14 protein-coding genes and 1 pseudogene are annotated in these 20,549 nt (G+C 63.4%); 10 read left to right on the forward strand and 5 right to left on the reverse strand.

The genetic code is table 11. From position 1 onward, the window contains the following. From ACF8GF_RS11665 to ACF8GF_RS11705, 9 genes and pseudogenes are all read left to right on the forward strand, one after another. Positions 1–278, forward strand: a pseudogene (locus ACF8GF_RS11665) (IS110 family transposase); the annotation flags it as partial. Positions 279–444: 166 nt separating this feature from the next. Beyond that, positions 445–2,274, forward strand: coding sequence for an extracellular solute-binding protein (locus tag ACF8GF_RS11670; protein ID WP_209967171.1), 1,830 nt, complete (start codon positions 445–447; stop codon positions 2,272–2,274). Beyond that, the gene (locus tag ACF8GF_RS11675; protein ID WP_392488390.1) at positions 2,271–4,106 is read left to right on the forward strand and encodes an extracellular solute-binding protein; all 1,836 of its coding nucleotides are present in this window, start codon (positions 2,271–2,273) and stop codon (positions 4,104–4,106) included. Before ACF8GF_RS11670 ends, ACF8GF_RS11675 begins: the two co-directional genes overlap by 4 nt. 1 nt (position 4,107) lies before the next feature. Beyond that, positions 4,108–5,181, forward strand: a complete 1,074-nt coding sequence (locus ACF8GF_RS11680) for a microcin C ABC transporter permease YejB (RefSeq protein ID WP_021783280.1) — start codon at positions 4,108–4,110, stop codon at positions 5,179–5,181. 1 nt (position 5,182) lies between these two features. Then, on the forward strand, positions 5,183–6,202 hold the full coding sequence (locus ACF8GF_RS11685) for an ABC transporter permease (RefSeq protein ID WP_021783281.1): 1,020 nt from the start codon (positions 5,183–5,185) through the stop codon (positions 6,200–6,202). 1 nt (position 6,203) lies between these two features. Then, entirely contained in the window at positions 6,204–7,808 is a 1,605-nt protein-coding gene (locus ACF8GF_RS11690) for an ABC transporter ATP-binding protein (RefSeq protein WP_392488391.1), read from the forward strand. Positions 7,809–7,955: 147 nt separating this feature from the next. Then, positions 7,956–8,423 (forward strand): helix-turn-helix domain-containing protein, encoded by a 468-nt coding sequence (locus tag ACF8GF_RS11695; RefSeq protein ID WP_176682198.1) that lies wholly within the window; start codon positions 7,956–7,958, stop codon positions 8,421–8,423. Beyond that, positions 8,420–8,995, forward strand: coding sequence for a PIN domain-containing protein (locus ACF8GF_RS11700; RefSeq protein ID WP_104886398.1), 576 nt, complete (start codon positions 8,420–8,422; stop codon positions 8,993–8,995). Before ACF8GF_RS11695 ends, ACF8GF_RS11700 begins: the two co-directional genes overlap by 4 nt. A gap of 213 nt (positions 8,996–9,208) precedes the next feature. Beyond that, positions 9,209–12,139, forward strand: coding sequence for an aminotransferase (locus ACF8GF_RS11705; protein ID WP_392460869.1), 2,931 nt, complete (start codon positions 9,209–9,211; stop codon positions 12,137–12,139). Between the two features lie 3 nt (positions 12,140–12,142). On the opposite strand, the gene ACF8GF_RS11710 is transcribed toward ACF8GF_RS11705, so the two are convergent. Then, a complete protein-coding gene (locus tag ACF8GF_RS11710) occupies positions 12,143–13,378 on the reverse strand; it encodes an FAD-dependent oxidoreductase (protein ID WP_392488392.1) in 1,236 nt (411 codons plus the stop codon). A gap of 78 nt (positions 13,379–13,456) precedes the next feature. Here ACF8GF_RS11710 and ACF8GF_RS11715 point away from each other — a divergent pair, with 78 nt between their 5' ends. After that, complete coding sequence (locus ACF8GF_RS11715) at positions 13,457–14,362, forward strand: LysR family transcriptional regulator (protein WP_176682195.1); 906 nt, start codon at positions 13,457–13,459, stop codon at positions 14,360–14,362. A gap of 63 nt (positions 14,363–14,425) precedes the next feature. Here ACF8GF_RS11715 and ACF8GF_RS11720 read toward each other — a convergent pair whose 3' ends face one another. The 4 genes from ACF8GF_RS11720 to kdpB form a co-directional block, all read right to left on the reverse strand. Continuing rightward, positions 14,426–15,121 carry a response regulator gene (locus ACF8GF_RS11720; RefSeq protein WP_176682194.1) on the reverse strand — a complete coding sequence of 232 codons (696 nt, stop codon included), beginning with the start codon at positions 15,119–15,121 and terminating at the stop codon, positions 14,426–14,428. Next, positions 15,118–17,772, reverse strand: a complete 2,655-nt coding sequence (locus ACF8GF_RS11725; protein WP_176682193.1) for a sensor histidine kinase KdpD — start codon at positions 17,770–17,772, stop codon at positions 15,118–15,120. The genes ACF8GF_RS11720 and ACF8GF_RS11725 overlap by 4 nt, the downstream gene beginning before the upstream one ends. Before the next feature lie 147 nt (positions 17,773–17,919). After that, positions 17,920–18,477: a potassium-transporting ATPase subunit KdpC gene (gene kdpC / locus ACF8GF_RS11730; RefSeq protein ID WP_392488393.1), complete on the reverse strand. Its 558-nt coding sequence runs from the start codon at positions 18,475–18,477 to the stop codon at positions 17,920–17,922. 10 nt (positions 18,478–18,487) lie between these two features. Further along, entirely contained in the window at positions 18,488–20,542 is a 2,055-nt protein-coding gene (gene kdpB, locus ACF8GF_RS11735) for a potassium-transporting ATPase subunit KdpB (protein ID WP_392488394.1), read from the reverse strand. Positions 20,543–20,549: the final 7 nt, after the last annotated feature.

The raw sequence follows: 20,549 nt of genomic DNA on the forward strand, positions 1-20,549 counted from the left end.
GAGCAGCTCAAGCACTCAAGCAGGCTGCATCCAATGCCCGTAACGACAAGGGTTTCATTGGTGCATCGCACCGAGCCAGGCTGACTCGAATGGATACCAGCTGCGCCATCAAGGCCACTGCGCATCAGTTGGCACGTCTGGTGTACAACCTTTTAACCAAGAAGCAGGCTTATGTTGAAAAAGGTCTTGAGGAGTTCGAAACCAGAAGCCAAGACCGGCAGGTCCGGGCTTTGCTCCGCAAAGCCCGGAAACTGGGGTATCAGCTGGTGGCCGCTTGAGTGCTTAGAAAACAGTGGGTTGCATTTTGTTTGATGAGAGCGGGCGTGCCCGCGAATGGGCCTGAAAACCCAGCCACTGGAAAACCCCAGCCCCTCTCTTTTTCCAACCCCACCAAGCTGTTACTGTACTCGATCAAAGCCCAACGCCTCTGGATCGGATGCCGACTTGATACGTCCCCTCCTGCTGTCACTCAGCCTGGCCTTGAGCTTTCCCGTAGCCGCGATGGTGAGCGAAAGCCACGGATACGCGCAGTTCGGCACGCTCAAGTACCCAGCCACTTTCACCCACTTCGACTGGGTCAACCCGCAAGCGCCCAAGGGCGGCACATTGCGGGCCATGGCTTTTGGCACCTTCGACACGCTCAACCCCTACACTTTCAAGGGGTCGAGCCCGATTACCACGCCCAATTTCCAGCAGTACGGCATCAGCGAGCTGAACGAGCCACTGATGGTCGGCACTGGCCAGTACGACCCGTCTGGTGACGAGCCGACCTCCAGCTATGGCCTGATCGCCCGCTCGGTGGAATACAGCGAGGACCGCAGCTGGGTGGTGTTCAACCTGCGCCCGGAAGCCCGCTGGCATGACGGCCAGCGGATCACTTCGGCTGACGTGGCCTTCTCCTACCGCACGCTGCTCAAGGATGGCCACCCGATCTACCGCACCAACCTGCAGGAAGTGCAGCGGGTAGACATCCTCGGTCCGCTACGCATCCGCTTCGTGTTCAAACGCGCCGGCAACCCGCTCCTGATCCTGCGTCTGGGCGAAATGCCTGTGCTGCCCAAACACTACTGGCAGAAGCGCGACTTCAAGGCCACCACCTTCGAGCCCCCTTTGGGCAGCGGCCCCTACCGCATCACCCAGGTACAACCCGGGCGACGCCTGGTGTTCGAACGGGTGAAGAACTACTGGGGCAAAGACCTGGCGGTCAACCGTGGCAAGTACAATTTCAATCGGGTGGAATACGAGTTCTATCGCGACGCGACGGTGGCCTTCGAAGCCTTCAAGGCCGGCGAGTTCGACATCTATATCGAGCACCAGGCAAAAAACTGGGCCAACGGTTACAACTTCCCTGCCGTGCGCCGGGGTGAAGTGATCAAGACACAAATCCCGCACAGCATCCCCACGCAAACACAAGGCCTGTTCATGAACAGCCGCCGGGCCGCGTTCAGCGACCCGCGGGTACGCCAGGCACTGGGGCTGATGCTGGACTTCGAGTGGACCAACCGCGCGCTGTTCAGCAGCGCCTACCGCCGCTCGACCAGCTACTACCCCAACAGCGAGTTCGCCGCCAGCGGCCTGCCCACCGGCAAGGAGTGGCTGCTGCTGGCGCCGTTCCGTGACCAGTTGCCCGCCAAGCTGTTCAGCGAGCCGTACAAGGTCAGCCACACCGATGGCCGGGGCATCAGCCGCCAGACCCTTCGCCAGGCCCTGGGCCTGCTCGCCGAGGCCGGCTGGAAGCTGCACGGCCAGCGTCTGGTCAACAGCAAGGGCCAGCAATTACGCATGGAACTGCTGCTGGTAAACCCCAACCTTGAACGCATCCTGCAACCTTATGTCGAAAACCTGTCCAGCATCGGCATCGATGCGCGCTTGCGTACCGTGGACCGCGCCCAGTACAAACAACGCCTGGACCAGTTCGATTTCGACATGATTCTGATGACCCTGAACCAGACCCTGAGCCCCGGCCTCGAACAGTGGCTGTACTTCCATTCCAGCCAGGCCGCGACAAAGGGCAGCAAGAACTATGCTGGGGTCAAGGACCCGGTGATCGACCACCTGCTCGACACCCTGCTCGCCGCCCGCACCCGCGATGACCAGGTCGCCGCCGCCCGCGCCCTGGACCGCGTGCTCTCATGGCACTACTACATGATCCCCAACTGGTACCTCGACAACCATCGCCTGGCCTACCGCAACCGGTTCGCCTTCGTCACCACGCCGCCCTACACCCTTGGGCTGAACAGTTGGTGGATCAAGACTTCGGAGAAAGCCCAATGACGCCAACGCATCGTCTGCGCCAGCTGGCAGGCAGCCTGTTGCTCGCCTGCCTGAGCCTTCCCGCGCTGGCCGCGCCGCAGCACGCGCTCACCCTTTACGATGAGCCACCCAAGTACCCCGCCGACTTCAAGCACTTCGACTACGTCAACCCGGACGCGCCCAAAGGCGGCACCTTCCGCCAGTCCAGCTTCGGCGGCTTCGACAGCCTCAATCCGTTCATCAACAAAGGCGTGGCGGCCGAGAATATCGGCATTATCTACGACACCCTGATGCGCCAGAGCCAGGATGAACCGTTCACCGAATACGGCCTGGTTGCCGGCAAGATCGAAAAGGCCCCGGACAACAGCTGGGTGCGTTTCTACCTGCGCCCCGAAGCGCGCTTCCATGATGGCCATCCGATGCGCGCCGACGACGTGGTGTTCACCTTCAACGCCCTGATCAAGGACGGCGCCCCGCTGTACCGCCAGTACTACGCCGACGTCGCCGAAGTGGTCGCCGAAAACCCGCTGAAGGTGCTGTTCAAGTTCAAGCACACCAACAACCGCGAACTGCCGCTGATTCTCGGCCAGTTGCCGGTATTGCCCAGGCACTGGTACGAAAATCGCGAATTCAACCGCGGCAACCTGGAGATCCCGTTGGGCAGTGGCCCGTACAAGGTCGCCAAGGTCAAGGCCGGGCGCTCGGTGCGCTACGAGCGGGTCAAGGACTACTGGGCCAAGGACCTGCCGATCAACCGCGGCTTCTACAACTTCGATGTCATGACCTTCGACTCCTACCGCGACACCACCGTCGCCCTCCAAGCACTCAAGGCCGGGGCGTTCGACTATGCCCTGGAAGTCAGCGCAAAGAACTGGGCCACCGCCTACGACGTGCCCGCCGTGCGCGAGGGTCGCCTGATCAAGGAGGAGCTTCCCAACGGCAACCCCACCGGCATGCAGGGTTTCATCTTCAACATTCGCCGCCCGGTGTTCCAGGATGTTCGCGTGCGCCAGGCACTGAGCCTGCTGCTGGACTACGAGTGGACCAACAAACAGCTGTTCAACGGCGCTTACACCCGCACCAGCAGCTACTTCGACAACTCGGAAATGGCCGCCCACGGACTGCCCAGCCCCAACGAGCTCAAAATCCTCGAACCACTGCGCGGCAAAGTGCCCGAGCAAGTATTCAGCGAGGTCTTCCACAACCCGGTCAGCGACGGCAGCGGCATGATCCGCGAGCAACAGCGCCAGGCCTACAAGTTGTTGCAGGACGCGGGCTGGAAAATCGTCGACGACAAGATGGTCGACGCCCAAGGCAAGCCGGTAAGCATCGAATTCCTGCTGGCGCAGACCGAGTTCGAGCGCATCCTGCTGCCGTTCAAACGCAACCTCGCCGACCTCGGTATCGAGCTGAACATCCGCCGGGTCGACGTTTCGCAATACATCACCCGCCTGCGTTCTCGGGACTACGACATGATCGTCGGCGGTTATCCGCAGTCCAACTCGCCGGGCAACGAACAGCGCGAGTTCTGGTCCAGTGCCGCCGCCGACAACCCCGGCAGCCGCAACTTCATTGGCCTGCGCGACCCGGCCATCGACCAGTTGGTGGAACAGCTGATCAACGCCGACTCGCGCCAGAACCTGATCGACCACTGCCGCGCGCTCGACCGCGTGTTGCTGTGGGGCTACTACGTGATCCCCAACTGGCACATCAAGACCTGGCGTGTGGCCTACTGGAACCACATCGGCCACCCGAACGTGTCGCCCAAGTACGACATCGGCATCGACACCTGGTGGATCAAGCCCGAGGTAACCCCGGCGGTCAGCGAAGCGCCTGCGGACGAGGCCAACTAAGATGCTGGCCTACATCCTGCGCCGCCTGCTGCTGATCATTCCGACCTTGTTCGGCATCCTCATCATCAACTTCATCATCGTCCAGGCCGCTCCCGGTGGCCCGGTCGAGCAGATGATCGCCAAGCTCGAAGGCTTCGAAGGCGCCACCAGCCGCATTGCAGGTGGCGGCGCCGAGGTTTCCGTTGCCGGCTCCAACTACCGCGGCGCCCAGGGCCTGGACCCGGCGCTGATCGCTGAAATCGAACGCATGTACGGCTTCGACAAGTCGCCGCCCGAGCGCCTGTGGATCATGATCAAGAACTACGCCCGACTGGACTTCGGCGACAGCTTCTTCCGCGATGCCAAGGTGATCGACCTGATCGCCGAGAAGATGCCGGTTTCGATCTCGCTGGGGCTGTGGAGCACGCTGATCATGTACCTGGTGTCGATCCCGCTGGGGATCGCCAAGGCCGTGCGCCACGGCAGCCACTTCGACGTGTGGACAAGCTCGGCAATCATCGTCGGCTACGCCATCCCGGCGTTCCTGTTCGCCATCCTGCTGATCGTGCTGTTCGCCGGTGGCAGCTACTTCGACTGGTTCCCGCTGCGTGGCCTCACCTCCAACAACTTCGACGAACTGAGCACCACCGGCAAGGTGCTGGACTACTTCTGGCACCTGGTACTGCCGATCACCGCGCTGGTCATCGGCAACTTCGCCACCATGACCCTGCTGACCAAGAACAGCTTCCTCGACGAGATCAACAAACAGTACGTGGTCACCGCCAAGGCCAAGGGCCTGAGCCGATCCCGGGTGCTGTACGGCCACGTGTTCCGCAACGCCATGCTGCTGGTGATCGCCGGCTTCCCTTCGGCCTTCATCGGCATCTTCTTCACAGGCTCCTTGCTGATCGAGGTGATCTTCAGCCTCGACGGCCTGGGCCTGATGAGTTTCGAGGCGGCCATCAACCGCGACTACCCGGTGGTCTTCGGTACCCTGTTCATCTTCACCCTGCTAGGGCTGGTGGTGAAACTGATCGGCGACCTGACCTACACCCTGGTCGATCCACGCATCGACTTTGCCAGCCGGGAGCACTGACATGGCCTTGTCCCCCCTCAACCGCCGGCGCTTCGAGCGTTTCAAGGCCAACCGCCGTGGCTGGTGGTCGCTGTGGCTGTTCCTGATTCTGTTCGGGCTGAGCCTGGGCGCCGAGCTGATCGCCAACGACAAACCGATCGCCGTACGTTACGACGGGGAATGGTACTTCCCGGCGTTCAAACGCTACCCGGAAACCACCTTTGGCGGTGAATTCCCACTGGAAGCCAACTACAAAAGCCCCTACATCCGCGAACTGCTGGCGAAGAAAGACAGCTTCGTGCTGTGGGCGCCCATCCCGTTCAGCTACCAGAGCATCAACTATGACCTGCGTGTCCCGGCGCCTGCCCCACCTTCGGCGGACAACTGGCTGGGCACCGACGACCAGGGCCGCGACGTGCTGGCACGGGTAATCTACGGCTTCCGCATTTCGGTACTGTTTGCCCTCACCTTGACCGTAGCCAGCTCCATTATCGGCGTCATCGCCGGCGCCCTGCAGGGGTTCTACGGTGGCTGGGTCGACCTGACCGGGCAACGCTTTCTGGAAATCTGGTCCGGCCTGCCTGTGCTGTACCTGCTGATCATCCTGGCCAGCTTCGTGCAGCCCAACTTCTGGTGGTTGCTGGGCATCATGTTGCTGTTCTCGTGGATGAGCCTGGTGGACGTGGTACGCGCCGAGTTCCTGCGCGGACGCAACCTGGAATACGTGCGCGCCGCCCGCGCGCTGGGCATGCGCAACGGCGCAATCATGTACCGGCACATCCTGCCTAACGCCATGATCTCGACCATGACCTTCATGCCGTTCATTCTCACCGGCGCCATCGGCACCCTCACCGCCCTGGACTTCCTTGGCTTCGGCCTGCCTGCCGGTTCGCCTTCACTGGGCGAGCTGGTGGCGCAGGGCAAGTCCAACCTGCAGGCCCCGTGGCTGGGCATCAGCGCCTTCGCCGTGCTGGCGCTGATGCTGAGCCTGCTGGTGTTCATCGGTGAGTCCGCTCGCGATGCCTTCGACCCGAGGAAGTGACATGAGTGAACAGAACCTGATCGAAGTGCGGGACCTGGCCGTGGAGTTCGTGACCGGGGACCAGGTCAACCGGGTGGTTGGCGGCGTCAGCTTCGACATTCGCAAAGGCGAGACACTGGCTTTGGTGGGCGAAAGTGGCTCGGGTAAATCGGTCACCGCACACTCGATCTTGCGCCTGCTGCCCTATCCCCTGGCCCGCCACCCCAGCGGCAGCATCCACTACGAAGGCAAGGACTTGCTGCAGCAGAACGAGAAGACCCTGCAACGCATTCGCGGCAACCGCATTGCGATGATCTTCCAGGAGCCGATGACCTCGCTCAACCCGCTGCATTGCATCGAGAAGCAGATCAACGAAATCCTCCTGCTGCACAAGGGCCTGACCGGCAAGGAAGCGACTGCGCGCACGCTGGAGCTGCTGGATATGGTCGGCATTCCCGAGCCGCACAAGCGCCTCAAGGCCCTGCCCCACGAATTGTCGGGCGGGCAGCGCCAGCGGGTAATGATCGCCATGGCGCTGGCCAATGAGCCCGAACTGCTGATTGCCGACGAGCCGACCACAGCGCTGGATGTGACCGTGCAGCTTAAGATTCTCGAGCTGCTCAAGGAACTGCAGGCGCGTCTGGGCATGGCCCTGTTGCTGATCAGCCATGACCTGAACCTGGTGCACCGCATCGCCCATCGTGTGTGTGTGATGCAGCACGGGCAGATCGTGGAGCAGGCCGAATGCGCCACACTGTTCAGCGCCCCGCAGCACCACTACACGCAGATGCTCATCAATGCCGAGCCCAGCGGGCTGCCGGCGCACAACCCGGTGGGCGCGCCGTTGCTGGAGGTGGATAACCTGAAGGTCTGGTTCCCCATCAAGAAGGGCTTTCTGCAGCGCACTGTCGACCATGTGAAGGCGGTGGACGGGATCAACTTCAGCTTGCCCCAGGGGCAGACGCTGGGCATTGTTGGCGAATCCGGGTCGGGCAAGTCCACTTTGGGCCTGGCGATCCTGCGGCTGATTTCCAGCCAGGGCGGCATCCGCTTTCATGGGCAGAACCTCGAAGGGCTGAACCAGAACGCCGTGCGCCCCCTGCGGCGGGAAATGCAGGTGGTGTTCCAGGACCCGTTTGGCAGCCTGAGCCCGCGCATGTGCGTGGCGGACATTGTCGGTGAAGGGCTGCGCATTCACGGCATTGGCACCGCGCAGGAACAGGAAGCGGCGATTATCGCGGCCCTGGAGGAAGTAGGCCTGGACCCGCGCACGCGCCATCGCTACCCCCATGAGTTTTCCGGCGGGCAGCGCCAGCGCATTGCCATTGCCCGGGCGCTGGTGTTGAAGCCAGCACTGATTCTGCTGGATGAACCCACGTCCGCACTGGACCGCACCGTACAGCGCCAGGTGGTGGAATTGCTGCGTAACCTGCAGCAAAAGTACAACCTGACCTACCTGTTCATCAGCCATGACCTGGCGGTGGTGAAGGCGTTGAGTCACCAGTTGATGGTGATCAAGCATGGGCATGTGGTGGAGCAAGGGGACGCGCAGGCGATCTTCCATGCGCCGCAGCATCCGTATACCCGACAGTTGCTGGAGGCGGCGTTTTTGGAGGTTGGGGGTTAGTAGGGAAAGGGTGCGTGTTCGCCAAGCAATCATCCTTTGATCGGTCGTTTCGTTTATTGCGATTTTCGAATATTTCGAATATAACTCGAACTCAGGCTGTTGCATCGTCGCCACAGCCCCGCAATCGATACCGCTCTGGAGATGCCCATGACCACCGCCAACCTCTCTAGCCATGTGCTTCCTGACGAGAAAGAAATTGCCGTGGCAGTCGAGTCAAGCCGCACGCTGGCAGCGTTCCTCTCGACAAAATCAGATACCCAACGGATCGAACTGCTCAACGAGGAAAATCAGCGCCAGGTTGTTGAAGTACCTACTTTCGCCCTACGCCTATTCGGCGAAATTCTCAGCGAACTGGCCTTGGGTAACTCAGTCAAAGTCGTTCCAATCCACGCCGAACTAACTACCCAGGAAGCAGCAGACCTGCTTAACGTCTCCCGGCCGCACTTGGTAAAGCTGCTCGACGAAGCGGTGCTTCCGCACACCAAGACAGGCCGCCATCGTCGTGTCAAATTCTCCGACCTGGTTGCCTACAAGGACAAACGTGATGGGGTGAGCCGCGCTGCGATGGATGCGCTGGCAGCCCAAGCTCAGGAATTGAAGATGGGGTACGAATGAAGCACTCGCCCTTCACGGCCATATACGACGCGAATGTACTTTACCCTGCTCCACTGCGTGATTTCCTGATGAACCTAGCGCTGACGGGCATCTACCGGGCACGTTGGTCAGCGAGCATTCATGACGAGTGGAAGCGCAATCTGCTACTCAACCGACCTGACCTCACGCCTGAACATTTGGATCGCACGTCATCGCTGATGGATGCTGCGGTGCCTGATGCACTCGTCACTGACTACGATTCACTGGTCGAAGGGCTGGACTTGCCAGATAGGGATGATCGACATGTTCTCGCAGCTGCAATCAAGTGCAACGCTTCGGTCATCGTCACCTTCAATTTGAAGGATTTTCCCAAGGCGGTTCTTGGTGCCTTCGATATTGAACCCTTGCATCCGGACGACTTCATCGCTGACCTTTGGGACCTGGACAAGGCAGCAGTCCTCGAAGCTGCCCAGCGGCAGCGAATATCGCTGAAGAACCCACCGCACAGCGTACAGCAGTATCTCGACAGGCTGCTTCAGCAGAAGCTTCCCGAGACAGTGAAACTGCTTTCAGCATTCAAGTTCCTCCTCTGAGTATGCCCAGCAGACTTTCTAGGGCAGCAAGGCGATCATCCGGGATTGATCAGCCCTGCACCTAAAGCCAAGCCTATGAAAAGCCCCGCTCGTTACCACGCCAACAGAATCAAGCGGCAGTGATCAATTTTTCTGACAATAATCGTCTTCCATCATCAGCCGAATCGGGCATAAATTCTCCGCCGTCAACTCCCAGTACCCACGGTAGAGCCCATGTCCAGTCCACAACACCAGCCCGCTTCCCCTGCCCTGGCCACCCTGATCCAGCGCTCCGGCCAGCCCAGCCCAACGCTGAGCGAAGCCCAGGCACACGCCGTGCTGCAGGCCCACTATGGCCTTGCCGGCAACCTTTCGGTACTGGGCAGCCAGCAAGACCTGAACTTTCGCGTGGTCACACCGCAGGGTGGCTATGTGCTGAAGGCCTGCCACGGCAGCTACGCCCAACTGGAGCTTGAAGCCCAGCACGCCGCCCTGGCCTTCCTGCGCAATCAAGGTTTGCCGGTACCCGCCGTGCGCTCAGCCCACAACGGCATGGGGTTGCTGGAACTGGACATCGACGCGCAACCACTGCGCCTGCGCCTGCTCGATTACATCGAAGGCCAACCGCTGACCCGTCTCAAGCACATGGAACCACGCCTGATGGCCGAGCTGGGCGGGCTCTGTGCGAAGCTGGACAAGGCGCTTGCCCATTTCGATCACCCAGGCCTTGCGCGTACCTTGCAATGGGACCCGCAGCATGCCGGGGCACTGATCGATCACCTGCTGCCAGTGCTGAAAGATAACGGGCAGCGCGCCCGCATCGAACACGCCACGCGACAGGCCAACGAGCGCTTGGTGCCGCTGATCGACCAACTGCCCAGTCAGGCCGTGCATCTGGACATCACCGACGACAACACCGTGTGGGCCCGTGATGCCCAGCGTCAATGGCAACTGCAAGGCGTAATCGATTTCGGCGACCTGCTGCGCACCTGGCGTATCGCCGACCTGTCGGTGACCTGCGCTGCGCTGTTGCACCACGCCGAGGGCGACCCGCTGCGCATCCTGCCTGCCGTGCAGGCCTACCAGGCGCTCAACCCGCTGACCGAGGCCGAACTGCGCGCCCTGTGGCCGCTGGTGCTGAACCGTGCTGCCGTGCTGGTACTGAGCAGCGAACAACAGCTAACCGTCGACCCGGGCAACCAGTACACCCGCGACAACATTGCCCACGAATGGGAAATTTTCGACACGGCCACCGCCGTGCCTTTCGCCCTGATGGAGGCGGCCATTCTGCAGGCTGCGGGCCTGCAACCCGCGGCGCCGGACTTGAACGGCTGCGCCCCCCTGCTCCCCGAGCTGGCCGGGCAGGCTGTCACACGGGTGGACCTGGGGGTACTCAGCGAACACTTCGAGGCCGGCAACTGGGAACAACCCGGTTACGACCAGCAACTGCTGACCTCGCAGGCCGCCCCGGCCTGCAGCCTGCACGGGCAATATCGCCTGTCGCAAACCCATATCGACCGCCCCGAAGAGCCCGCCACCTGTGCCCTTGGCATCGAGCTGCATGTGCCCAACGGCAGCCAGGTGCAAGCGCCGGCAGCCGGCACCTGGCAGCGTCACGGCGATGGCCGGGGCTGCCTGCGCACCGCACACTGGGCGTTGTGGCTACAGGGCCTGGAAGATGCGCCGACAGATGGCCAGGCCGTGAAAAAAGGCCAGTCCCTGGGCAGCAGTGGCAGTAGCCTCAGCGTACAACTGTGCCTGGACAACAGCATCCAGCCCCCCTTCTTCGCCACGCCGTCACAGGCTGCTGCGTGGCTGGCCCTGTGCCCGTCGCCAGCCGCATTATTGGGCTTCGATTGCGATGCCGAGCCGCTACCCGATCCGCAAGCCCTACTGGCCCGCCGCGATGCCAGCTTCGCCCGCTCGCAGAAGCACTACTACGCGCAACCGCCGCACATTGAACGCGGCTGGCGCAACTACCTGATCGACATGCAGGGCCGTTCCTACCTGGACATGCTCAACAACGTCGCGGTGCTGGGCCATGGCCACCCACGCATGGTCGCCGAGTCGGCGCGGCAATGGTCGCTGCTGAACACCAACTCGCGTTTCCATTACGCAGCGATCACCGAATTCTCCGAACGACTGCTGGACTTGGCCCCCGAAGGTTTCGACCGGGTGTTCATGGTCAACAGCGGCACCGAGGCCAACGATCTGGCGATTCGCCTGGCCTGGGCCTACAGCGGCGGGCGCGACCTGCTCAGCGTACTGGAGGCCTACCACGGCTGGTCAGTGGCCACCGATGCCATCTCCACGTCGATCGCCGACAACCCGCAAGCTCTGGAAACCCGCCCGGACTGGGTACACCCGGTCGAAGCACCGAACACCTTCCGCGGTCGTTTCCGCGGGGCCGACAGCGCCGCCGACTACCTGCAAGACGTCGACGCCAAGCTGGCCGACCTCGACGCCCGAGGCCGTCAGCTGGCGGGCATCATCTGCGAACCGGTATACGGCAATGCCGGCGGCATCTCACTGCCTGCAGGCTATCTGCGCGACGCCTATGCCAAGGTCCGCGCCCGCGGCGGGGTGTGCATCGCCGACGAAGTGCAGGTGGGTTATGGTCGCCTGGGCGAGTACTTCTGGGGCTTCGAGGAACAGGGTGTGGTGCCGGACATCATTACCATGGCCAAGGGCATGGGTAACGGCCAACCACTGGGCGTGGTCATCACCCGTCGCGAAATCGCCGAGGCGCTGGAGGCCGAGGGCTACTTCTTCTCCTCGGCCGGTGGCAGCCCGGTCAGCTGCCGCATCGGCATGGCGGTGCTGGATGTCATGCAGGAGGAAGGCCTGTGGGACAACGCCCGCGACACCGGGCGCTACTTCAAGGCACGCCTGCAGGCGCTGGTCGACAAGCACCCGCTGGCCGGCGCGGCACATGGCTCGGGCTTCTACCTGGGGCTGGAACTGGTGCGCGACCGCACCACCCTGGAGCCGGCCACCGAAGAAACCATGGTACTGTGCGATCGCCTGCGTGACCTGGGCATCTTCATGCAGCCGACCGGCGACTACCTGAACATCCTCAAGATCAAGCCACCGATGTGCACCAGCCGTGCGAGCGTGGACTACTTTGTCGACAGCATTGACCGAGTGCTGGGCGAAGGCCTGTAAGTGTCAACGCGTGGGCCCGACGGCTGCGGCCCACGCCTGCAATGCCTCACACGCGGCCATGGCCACCTGCTCATCGGTACGCCCGGTGAACTGCCGCTCGATCGCATCGGCGGCAATCAGCCCGGCAATGGTGGGCTTGCCGACAGCATCGGTCAGGTCTAGCCATTCCCCCCAACTGGCGGGTACGTCGTACCAGCGCAGGTAGCCTGAGGGTGAGCACGGCCACCATCGCTCATCGAACTGCAGAATCACTTTTTCCAGCTTGCCCATCCCTAGATGCGCCAGCGCTTCCTGCTGTATTTCAGGTAACGCAGGGGCAAAGTGCAACGCTTTCAGCACTCCCACCGGGACTGTGCAAATGCAGAAGTCGCATACCTCGTCATTCACCTTGACGCGCTCGCTCGACCAGTCGATGTGGGTGACAGGACTGTCCAGGCGGATATCCAGGTTCTTCGACAGCAAGTCAACAAGCTCGCTGTAGCCGCCTGGCAGCATACGATCACCATGCCCGACCCCCTCCTCATCCAAGGCACAGATCGACAGTTGCTCGACGGGCAAACACGCTTCCAGTACAAGGTTGGCGTCGATGGCAAACTGCGTGGCACGCGCGAGCGCGGGGTCGAGTGTGGCCATATAGCCATTGATCGCGTCAGACAAAGGCTGTTGCCGATCGAGACGCCTGATCAAGGCATCCCAGGCGGCGTCGACATCCGGCAACGCCCCGCCCCGTGCTGCTGCAAGCGGACAACTGAAATCGGTCTCGACGCAAGCCAAGCCATGTTGAAGTGCAACAGCGGCCAATGGGTTCTCGGCAAAATGCTGAAGCCAGGCCGCACCTGCATCTGCTTTCACGCCGCCCAACTCGACAGTGTGGGCGCGCCCACCCGTTCGCCCACGCGCCTCCAGCACCGTGCAATCGACGCCCCTTTCCCGCAAGCGTTGAGCGGCAGCCAGGCCTGCACACCCCGCACCGATCACGATCACCTTGCTCGCCCCGGCACTCACGGCTGCCTCGGCGGCGCGCAGCCCATCATTCCACGCACCATGAGTCATTGCCGGAGCGCTGGCATTACAGGCTTCTCCAGCAATGACCAAGCGCCCATGCAGCACATGGCCAAGGGCGCTTCGATGCTGCGGCAACCCTCCTGGCAGCAAGGAACTGTAGGCCCCGAGGCTGAACGGGTCGGAACTCCAGTGGGTGATATGCCAAGCGGTTGGTCTGTGCACGCTTTTCTCCATTGAGAGGACTGTCCTGCAGGTGCATTAATGTTCATAATTTTTAGCAATAAAAGATGATCATCATCAGGTTTACTGACAATGGCCTTTAGCAGCGACTCCTTGGCAATTTTCCTCGCGGTGCTCGATGCCGGCTCGTTCTCCGCCGCCGCCCGCAAGCTGGGCCGTGTGCCTTCAGCCGTGAGCATGGCGATCGCCCAGCTCGAGGCCGAACTGGACCTGCCGCTGTTCGACCGGGCCACGCGCAAGGCCCTGCCCACCAGCGCGGCCCTGGCCCTTGAACCCCAGGCCAGGCAGGTGATCTGCCAGCTCAACCTGCTCGACGCCCAGGCCCTGCAACTGCACCAAGGCCTGGAAAAACGCCTGACCATCGCCATGGCGCCCGAGTTGCAAACCGGCCGCTGGAGCCAACCACTGGAAATCCTCGCCCAGGCATTTCCCAGCCTGGAAGTCGAGGTACGTTCGGCCACCCAGACCGAGGCCATTCGCCTGCTGCATGACGGCAGTGTGCAGTTGGCACTGGTGTTCGAACGGCCCGGCATCGACGAGCGCGAGTCATTCCTCGAAGCCGGCAGCCAACTGCTGGTGGCCGTAGCGTCACCGCGCCATCCGGCCGGGCAGAACAGCGGTACGCCACTGCCGGAGGAGGCCTTTGCCGAACAACGGCAGATCATCGTGGCCTCGGGCAAGGCCACCGGATCGGACCCGCGCATGGTGCTGTCCCGGCGCATCTGGCTGACCGACAGCTACCTGGCCACGCTGGACCTGGTGCAGTCCGGGCTGGGCTGGGCCTACCTGCCGCAGCCATTGGTCGAACCGCTGATAACCTCGGGCGCACTGGCCGAGGTGCGCTTCGACAACATGGCCAGCCGCCTGCGCTTGTGGGTAGACATCATCTGGATCAAGTCGCGCCCGTTGGGCCTGGGCGCGCGCCGCTACCTGGAAGTCATGCGCCAGGTGTTCGAGAAGGAACCACCCAGGGCCTGATACCCCTTGCGCGAGTCCCTGCCCTGCAGGCGCCCGCCCAGCCCTTTGGGCTGAGGGAGCGGGTTATGCTGTCGGCGCTACCAACCTGTACCCAACCCCCGCCTCGGTAATGATGAACCGCGGCGCCGTGGGGTCATCGCCCAGTTTCTGTCGCAGATGCCCGACCACGATCCGCAGGTAGTGGGTATCCTCCGCATGGGTAGGCCCCCAGATATCCTTGAGCAGCTGCTGCTGGGTAATCACCCGCCCAGGGTGCCCGGCCAACAGCGCCAGCAACGCATACTCCTTGCGTGTCAATGCCACCTCCACACCGTCGAGCGTCACCCGGCGGTAGGCAAAATCCACCGTCAGCGGCCCAAAGCTGGCCGCCACTTCCGAGCCGCCGGCTTGTGGCACCTGGCGCAGCAAAGCCCGCACGCGCGCGAGAAACTCCTGGATACCGAACGGCTTGGTCACATAGTCATTGGCGCCACCATCCAGCGCATCGACCTTCTGCACTTCACTGGCACGCACCGACAACACCATCACCGGCACTGCACTCCATTCGCGCAATTCACGCAGCACCTGCTGGCCGTCCATGTCCGGCAGCCCCAGGTCGAGCACCACCAGGTCCGGCTTGCCCAGTGCCGCCTGGGCCAACCCCTCGGCACCGGTGGCAGCCTCCAGCACCTTGTAGCCTTGCGAGGCCAGACTGATACGCAGGAACTTGCGGATCTGCGGTTCATCATCGATGACCAACAGGGTGGCGGACTGGCTCATGGGGCTTCGCTTTCGGCTTCAGGTTGAGGAGGCAGCGGCAAGCATAGAGTGATGCTGGTGCCTTGGCCATCGATGCCTTCGCCCACCAGAATCTGCCCGCCATGGGCACCGATCATGCCCTGGCAAATTGCCAGGCCCAGGCCGGTACCCTGCCCGCCGCGGTCGCCACGGGCGGCGGTATAGAACATGTCGAAGATTTTCTCACGGTCGGCTTCAGGAATGCCGGGGCCCTGGTCGCTGACGGTCAAGCGCAGCTGGTCGTCATGCACGGCCACCTGCAGCTCAAGCCGACCATTGGCCGGCGAAAAGCGTGCGGCGTTTTCCAGCACGTTGACCAACGCTTGCTCGATCAACGCCGCATGCACGAACAGCAATGGCAACTCGGCCGGCACGTCAGTGTGCACGCGCAGCGGCGCCAGCACCACCCGCAGGCGGTTGAGCGCACTGCCGACGATGTCCGCCGGGGCCACCCAGTCGCGGGCCAGCTTGAGGCCGCCATGGCCCAGGCGGGTCATGTCCAGCAGGTTCTGGATGTAGCGATCGAGGCGTTCGGCCTCGTTGCGGGTGCCCTCCAGCAGCTCGCGGCGGTCTTCAACCGGGATCGCGTCGCCCAACGCCAGCAGGCTGTCGATGCTGCCACGCATGGCGGTCAACGGCGTGCGCAAGTCATGGGATACGGAAGCCAGCAGGGCGCTGCGCAGTTGCTCGGTTTCGCCGTGCAGGCGTGCGGCTTCCAGCTGTTCGGCCAGGCGTGCGCGGGCCAAGGCCTGGGCCAGTGGCTGGCCTAGGGCGGTGAGCAGGCGCCGGCGCGGGTCGCTGAGCGGCTGTCCGGTGCGCGGGCGCACACCCAGCAGCGCCAGAGGCTGATCGTCCACCGCCAACGGCCACCACCACCAGCGGCCATTTGGCAGGGTATCGCTGCCGTGGCCGGCAGCCTGCCCGTGCTGCCAGGCCCAATCGGCAGCAGCCCGTTCGGTGTCGCTGAAGGTGTGGACTTCCCCACTGGCCACTTGCAACTGGCCTTCGGCGTTGCGCTCCAGCAAGCACACCTGGGTGTCCTGCCAGCCGTCCAGGTGCTGGCCGGCAGCCTTGAATATGGCTTGGCGGTCGGTGGCGACCGTCAACCGGCGAGACAGGTCGAGCAACTGGCTGGTCTGCGCCTGGGTCTCGCGCAGCGCCTGCAACTGGCGACGCTGGCGCGCGGCCAGGTTGCCGGTGAGCGCAGCCATCAACAGAAAGAACACCAGGGTCAGCACGTCTTCTTCGCGCTGGATGGTGAACGAGAAGTTGGGCGGTATGAACAGAAAGTCATAGACCAGGAATGACAGTGCGGCGCAAGCCAGCGCAGGTCCCAGGCTACTGCGCACCGCCACCAGCAACACCGCCGCCAGGAACACCAGCGAGATATTGGGCAACGCGAGCACACTGGACACCGCCCAGGCCAGCCCCGCAGCCATCACGGTGGCCAGCAGCGCCAGCAGGTAATGACGCCACACCCACACCCGCCGCACCGCTGAACGCGGCGCTGGCGGCTGCACCTCGCGGTCCAGCACATTGATCTCCAGGCCATGGCTTTCGCGCAGTAGCCGCGCCGCCACACCAGCGCCGAACAAACGCCGACGCAGGCGATTGCGAGACTGCCCGACCAGCACCAGGCTGGCCCGCCGCTCGGCAGCATGCTGGATCAGCGTGCGGGCCACTTCGCCAGCACGCAGCTGCACCACCTCCCCGCCCAGTCGCTCGGCCAACTGCTGCGCGGCTTGCAAACGCTGCCGTGCGGTTTCGTCACGCAGGCGGCCGTTGTCCACGTGCACCAAGCTCCAGGGCAGGTGGCGGCGCTGGGCCACGCGACAGGCATGGCGCACCAGGCGTTCGGCCTGGTCGTCACCCTCGATGCCCACCAGCAACCGGCCACGCAAGGCCGGCGCCTCTTGGCCACGCTGACGATAGCCGTGGGCCAGGTCGGCATCGACCTGAGCAGCGGCGGTCTGCATGGCCAGCTCGCGCAGGGCGGTGAGGTTGGTTTGCGAAAAATACGCATCGATGGCCGCCCGAGCCTGCTCGGGCACGTACACCTTGCCTTCGCGCAGGCGTTCGAGCAGCTCGCGCGGAGGCAAGTCGATCAGCACCAGCTCGAACGCTTCCTGCAGCACCCAGTCCGGCAGGGTCTCGCGCACTTGCACGCCGGTAATGTCGCGGACCTTGTCGTTGAGGCTTTCCAGATGCTGGACGTTGACCGTGGTGTACACGTCGATGCCTGCGGCCAAGAGTTCCTGTACGTCCTGCCAGCGCTTGGCGTGGCGGCTGCCGGGGGCGTTCGTGTGGGCCAGTTCGTCCACCAGGGCCAAGGCCGGCGCGGCACGCAGCAGGCCGTCAAGGTCCATTTCCTCGAGGGTGACGCCACGGTACTGGCTACGCAACAAGGGCTGCTGATGCAGCCCTCCGAGCAACGCTTCGGTTTCGGCGCGGCCATGGGTTTCGACCACCCCGGCCAACACCTGCACGCCCTGGCGTTGCTGGGCGTGTGCGGCCTGGAGCATGGCGAAGGTCTTGCCGACGCCAGGGGCGGCGCCAAGGAACACCTTCAACCGGCCCCGGCCATTTCGCGGAAGGTTGGCCAGCAGCGCATCGGCGCGGGCGGAATCACTCATGCTTCATCCTTTGCTTTTTCCAGCAGTCGGCCAGTTCAGGGAAAGCCCCTTGACTGTAGGAGCGGGTTTACCCGCGAATACGTCAGTGGCACCACCACCGCATTCGCGGGTGAACCCGCTCCTACAGGCTTCCTGCCAGCGCTTCGATTACCTGACAATGGCGAGCTTTTCCAAGGCCTGGTTCAATGCCAGCACGTTGACCACCGGCGGGCCGATCAAAGGGTGGAGGGTGGCCTGTTCCAGCAAGGCTTGCAAGCGCTCGACCGGCAGCTGCCGTGCCGCCGCCACCCGCGGGATCTGATAGGCCAAGGCCTCCGGTGGCAAGTGCGGGTCCAGGCCGCTGCCCGAGGTGGTCAGCAGCGCCTGCGGCACTGGCCCCTGCTGCGCCTGATACAACGTGGCCGCATCGCCCTTTACCCGCTCAGCCAGCGCCGGGTTGCTCGGCGACAGGTTGCTGGCACCGCTGGCCACGGTCGCGTAGGCACCTGCCGAGGGCCGCGAGTGGAACCAGCCATCGCCCTGGAAGTCCTGGGCGATCAATGCCGAACCCCGCACCTGCCCTTGCGCATCGCGTACCAGGCTACCGTTGGCCTGGTTCGGGAAAGCGACCTGAGCAATACCGGTCACCGCCAGCGGATACAGGGCGCCGGTCACCAGGGTCATGAACAAAGCCAGGCTCAATGCCGGGCGTAGATAAGCAGTCATGGTGGCCTCCTCAGACCAGGTTCAGGGCATTGAGCAGCAGGTCGATCAGCTTGATCCCGGCAAACGGCACCACAATGCCACCCAGCCCGTAGATCAGCAGGTTGCGCCGCAACAGGTGCGCCGCACTGACCGCCTGCACGCGCACCCCACGCAGCGCCAGCGGAATCAGCACGATGATGATCAGCGCGTTGAACACAATGGCCGACAGGATCGCGCTCTGCGGGCTGGCCAGTTGCATCAGGTTGAGCACGCCCAGTTGCGGGTAGATGGCAGCGAACAGCGCCGGCAGGATGGCAAAGTATTTGGCCACGTCGTTGGCAATGGAGAATGTTGTCAGCGCACCACGGGTGACCAGCAGCTCCTTGCCGACCTGGACTACGTCCAGCAGCTTGGTAGGGTCGCTGTCCAGGTCGACCATGTTGGCTGCCTCCCGTGCAGCCTGAGTGCCATCGTTCATGGCCATGCCTACGTCAGCCTGGGCCAGTGCCGGGGCGTCGTTGGCACCGTCGCCGCACATGGCAACCAGGCGGCCGTCATTCTGCTCCTGGCGAATGCGCGCCAGCTTCTTCTCGGGTGTGGCCTCGGCCAGTACGTCATCCACCCCCGCTTCGGCGGCGATGGCGGCCGCAGTCAGCGGATTGTCGCCGGTCACCATCACCGTGCGGATGCCCAGCTTGCGCAGCTCGGCGAAGCGCTCGCGGATACCAGGCTTGACCACGTCCTTGAGGTGGATCACGCCAAGCAAGCGCTTGTCGACGCACACCAGCAACGGTGTACCGCCACTCTGCGCGATGCGATCGACTTCGCGGGCCAGCGCCGCCGGCATATCCATGCGTTGCATACCGACGAATGCCAGCACCGCATCGACGGCGCCCTTGCGGTAGCGGTGCTGCTCGAAGTCGATGCCCGACAGGCGTGTCTCGGCACTGAAAGCCACCGCTTCGAAGTGCCCGGCAGGCGGGTCGACGAAGTCGTGCAACTGGCGCAGGTATTCGACAATCGACTTGCCTTCGGCGGTGTCGTCGGCCAGCGAGGCCAGCAAGGCACCCTCCCCCAGTTCCTTGGCGGTAATGCCCGGTGCCGCATGCAGTGCGCTGCAGCGGCGGTTGCCGAAGGTGATGGTGCCGGTCTTGTCGAGCATCAACGTATGCACGTCCCCGGCCGCCTCGACCGCGCGGCCGGAGCGGGCAATGACATTCAGCCGTACCAGCCTGTCCATGCCGGCGATGCCGATGGCCGACAGCAGACCGCCGATGGTGGTAGGGATCAGCGTCACCAGCAGCGCGGCCAGGAAGATCAGCGGCAGGCTGCCACCCACGAAGTGGGCGAACGGCTGCAAGGTCACCACCACGATCAGGAAAATCAGGGTCAGGCCGATCAGCAGGATGTCGAGGGCGATTTCGTTCGGGGTCTTCTGCCGTTTGGCACCTTCGACCAGGGCGATCATGCGGTCCAGGGTCGACTCGCCCGGATTGCTGGTGATGCGGATAAGCAGCCAGTCGGAGACCAGCCGCGTATTACCGGTCACCGCCGAGCGGTCGCCGCCTGATTCGCGTATTACCGGCGCGGACTCACCGGTAACGGCGGCCTCGTTGACGGCCGCAATGCCTTCAAGCACCTCGCCGTCGCCGGGGATAATCTCGCCGGCCACCACGCGTACCACGTCGTCCTTGCGCAGCGCGCTGGCAGCCACCGTCTCGTAGCTGCCATCACGCAGACGACGCTGGGCGGTCAGGCCCTGGCTGCCGGCCTTGAGGCTGTCGGCGCGGGCCTTGCCACGGCCTTCGGCCAACGCCTCGGCGAAGTTGGCGAACAACACGGTGAACCACAGCCACAGGGCAATCTGCACCGCAACACCGGTGCTCACGCCGCCGCCGGGCGCAAAGCACAGCACGGTGGTCAGTACTGCGGTCAGGGCCACCACCAGCATTACCGGTGAACGTTTGAGCTGACGCGGGTCGAGCTTGACGAACGCCTGCACCAGCGCCGGGCGCCACAGCGCGGCGAAGCGGGTCTGGTCCTTGGCACTGTGCCGGCTATTCACTTCAGGAATGGGCATGTTCATGATCGGT

It is taken from the genome of Pseudomonas sp. yb_5 (assembly GCF_043103865.1).
Taxonomy (GTDB): Bacteria; Pseudomonadota; Gammaproteobacteria; order Pseudomonadales; family Pseudomonadaceae; genus Aquipseudomonas; species Aquipseudomonas putida_Y.

What these genes read in the sequence shown, in the direction of transcription:
- ACF8GF_RS11705 (WP_392460869.1), top strand. Translation starts at nt 9,209, where the DNA reads ATGTCCAGTCCACAACACCAGCCCGCTTCCCCTGCCCTGGCCACCCTG.
- ACF8GF_RS11695 (WP_176682198.1), top strand. Translation starts at nt 7,956, where the DNA reads ATGACCACCGCCAACCTCTCTAGCCATGTGCTTCCTGACGAGAAAGAA.
- ACF8GF_RS11700 (WP_104886398.1), top strand. Translation starts at nt 8,420, where the DNA reads ATGAAGCACTCGCCCTTCACGGCCATATACGACGCGAATGTACTTTAC.
- ACF8GF_RS11690 (WP_392488391.1), top strand. Translation starts at nt 6,204, where the DNA reads ATGAGTGAACAGAACCTGATCGAAGTGCGGGACCTGGCCGTGGAGTTC.
- ACF8GF_RS11710 (WP_392488392.1), bottom strand. Translation starts at nt 13,378, where the DNA reads ATGGAGAAAAGCGTGCACAGACCAACCGCTTGGCATATCACCCACTGG.
- kdpC (WP_392488393.1), bottom strand. Translation starts at nt 18,477, where the DNA reads ATGACTGCTTATCTACGCCCGGCATTGAGCCTGGCTTTGTTCATGACC.
- ACF8GF_RS11725 (WP_176682193.1), bottom strand. Translation starts at nt 17,772, where the DNA reads ATGAGTGATTCCGCCCGCGCCGATGCGCTGCTGGCCAACCTTCCGCGA.
- kdpB (WP_392488394.1), bottom strand. Translation starts at nt 20,542, where the DNA reads ATGAACATGCCCATTCCTGAAGTGAATAGCCGGCACAGTGCCAAGGAC.
- ACF8GF_RS11680 (WP_021783280.1), top strand. Translation starts at nt 4,108, where the DNA reads ATGCTGGCCTACATCCTGCGCCGCCTGCTGCTGATCATTCCGACCTTG.
- ACF8GF_RS11720 (WP_176682194.1), bottom strand. Translation starts at nt 15,121, where the DNA reads ATGAGCCAGTCCGCCACCCTGTTGGTCATCGATGATGAACCGCAGATC.
- ACF8GF_RS11715 (WP_176682195.1), top strand. Translation starts at nt 13,457, where the DNA reads ATGGCCTTTAGCAGCGACTCCTTGGCAATTTTCCTCGCGGTGCTCGAT.
- ACF8GF_RS11675 (WP_392488390.1), top strand. Translation starts at nt 2,271, where the DNA reads ATGACGCCAACGCATCGTCTGCGCCAGCTGGCAGGCAGCCTGTTGCTC.
- ACF8GF_RS11685 (WP_021783281.1), top strand. Translation starts at nt 5,183, where the DNA reads ATGGCCTTGTCCCCCCTCAACCGCCGGCGCTTCGAGCGTTTCAAGGCC.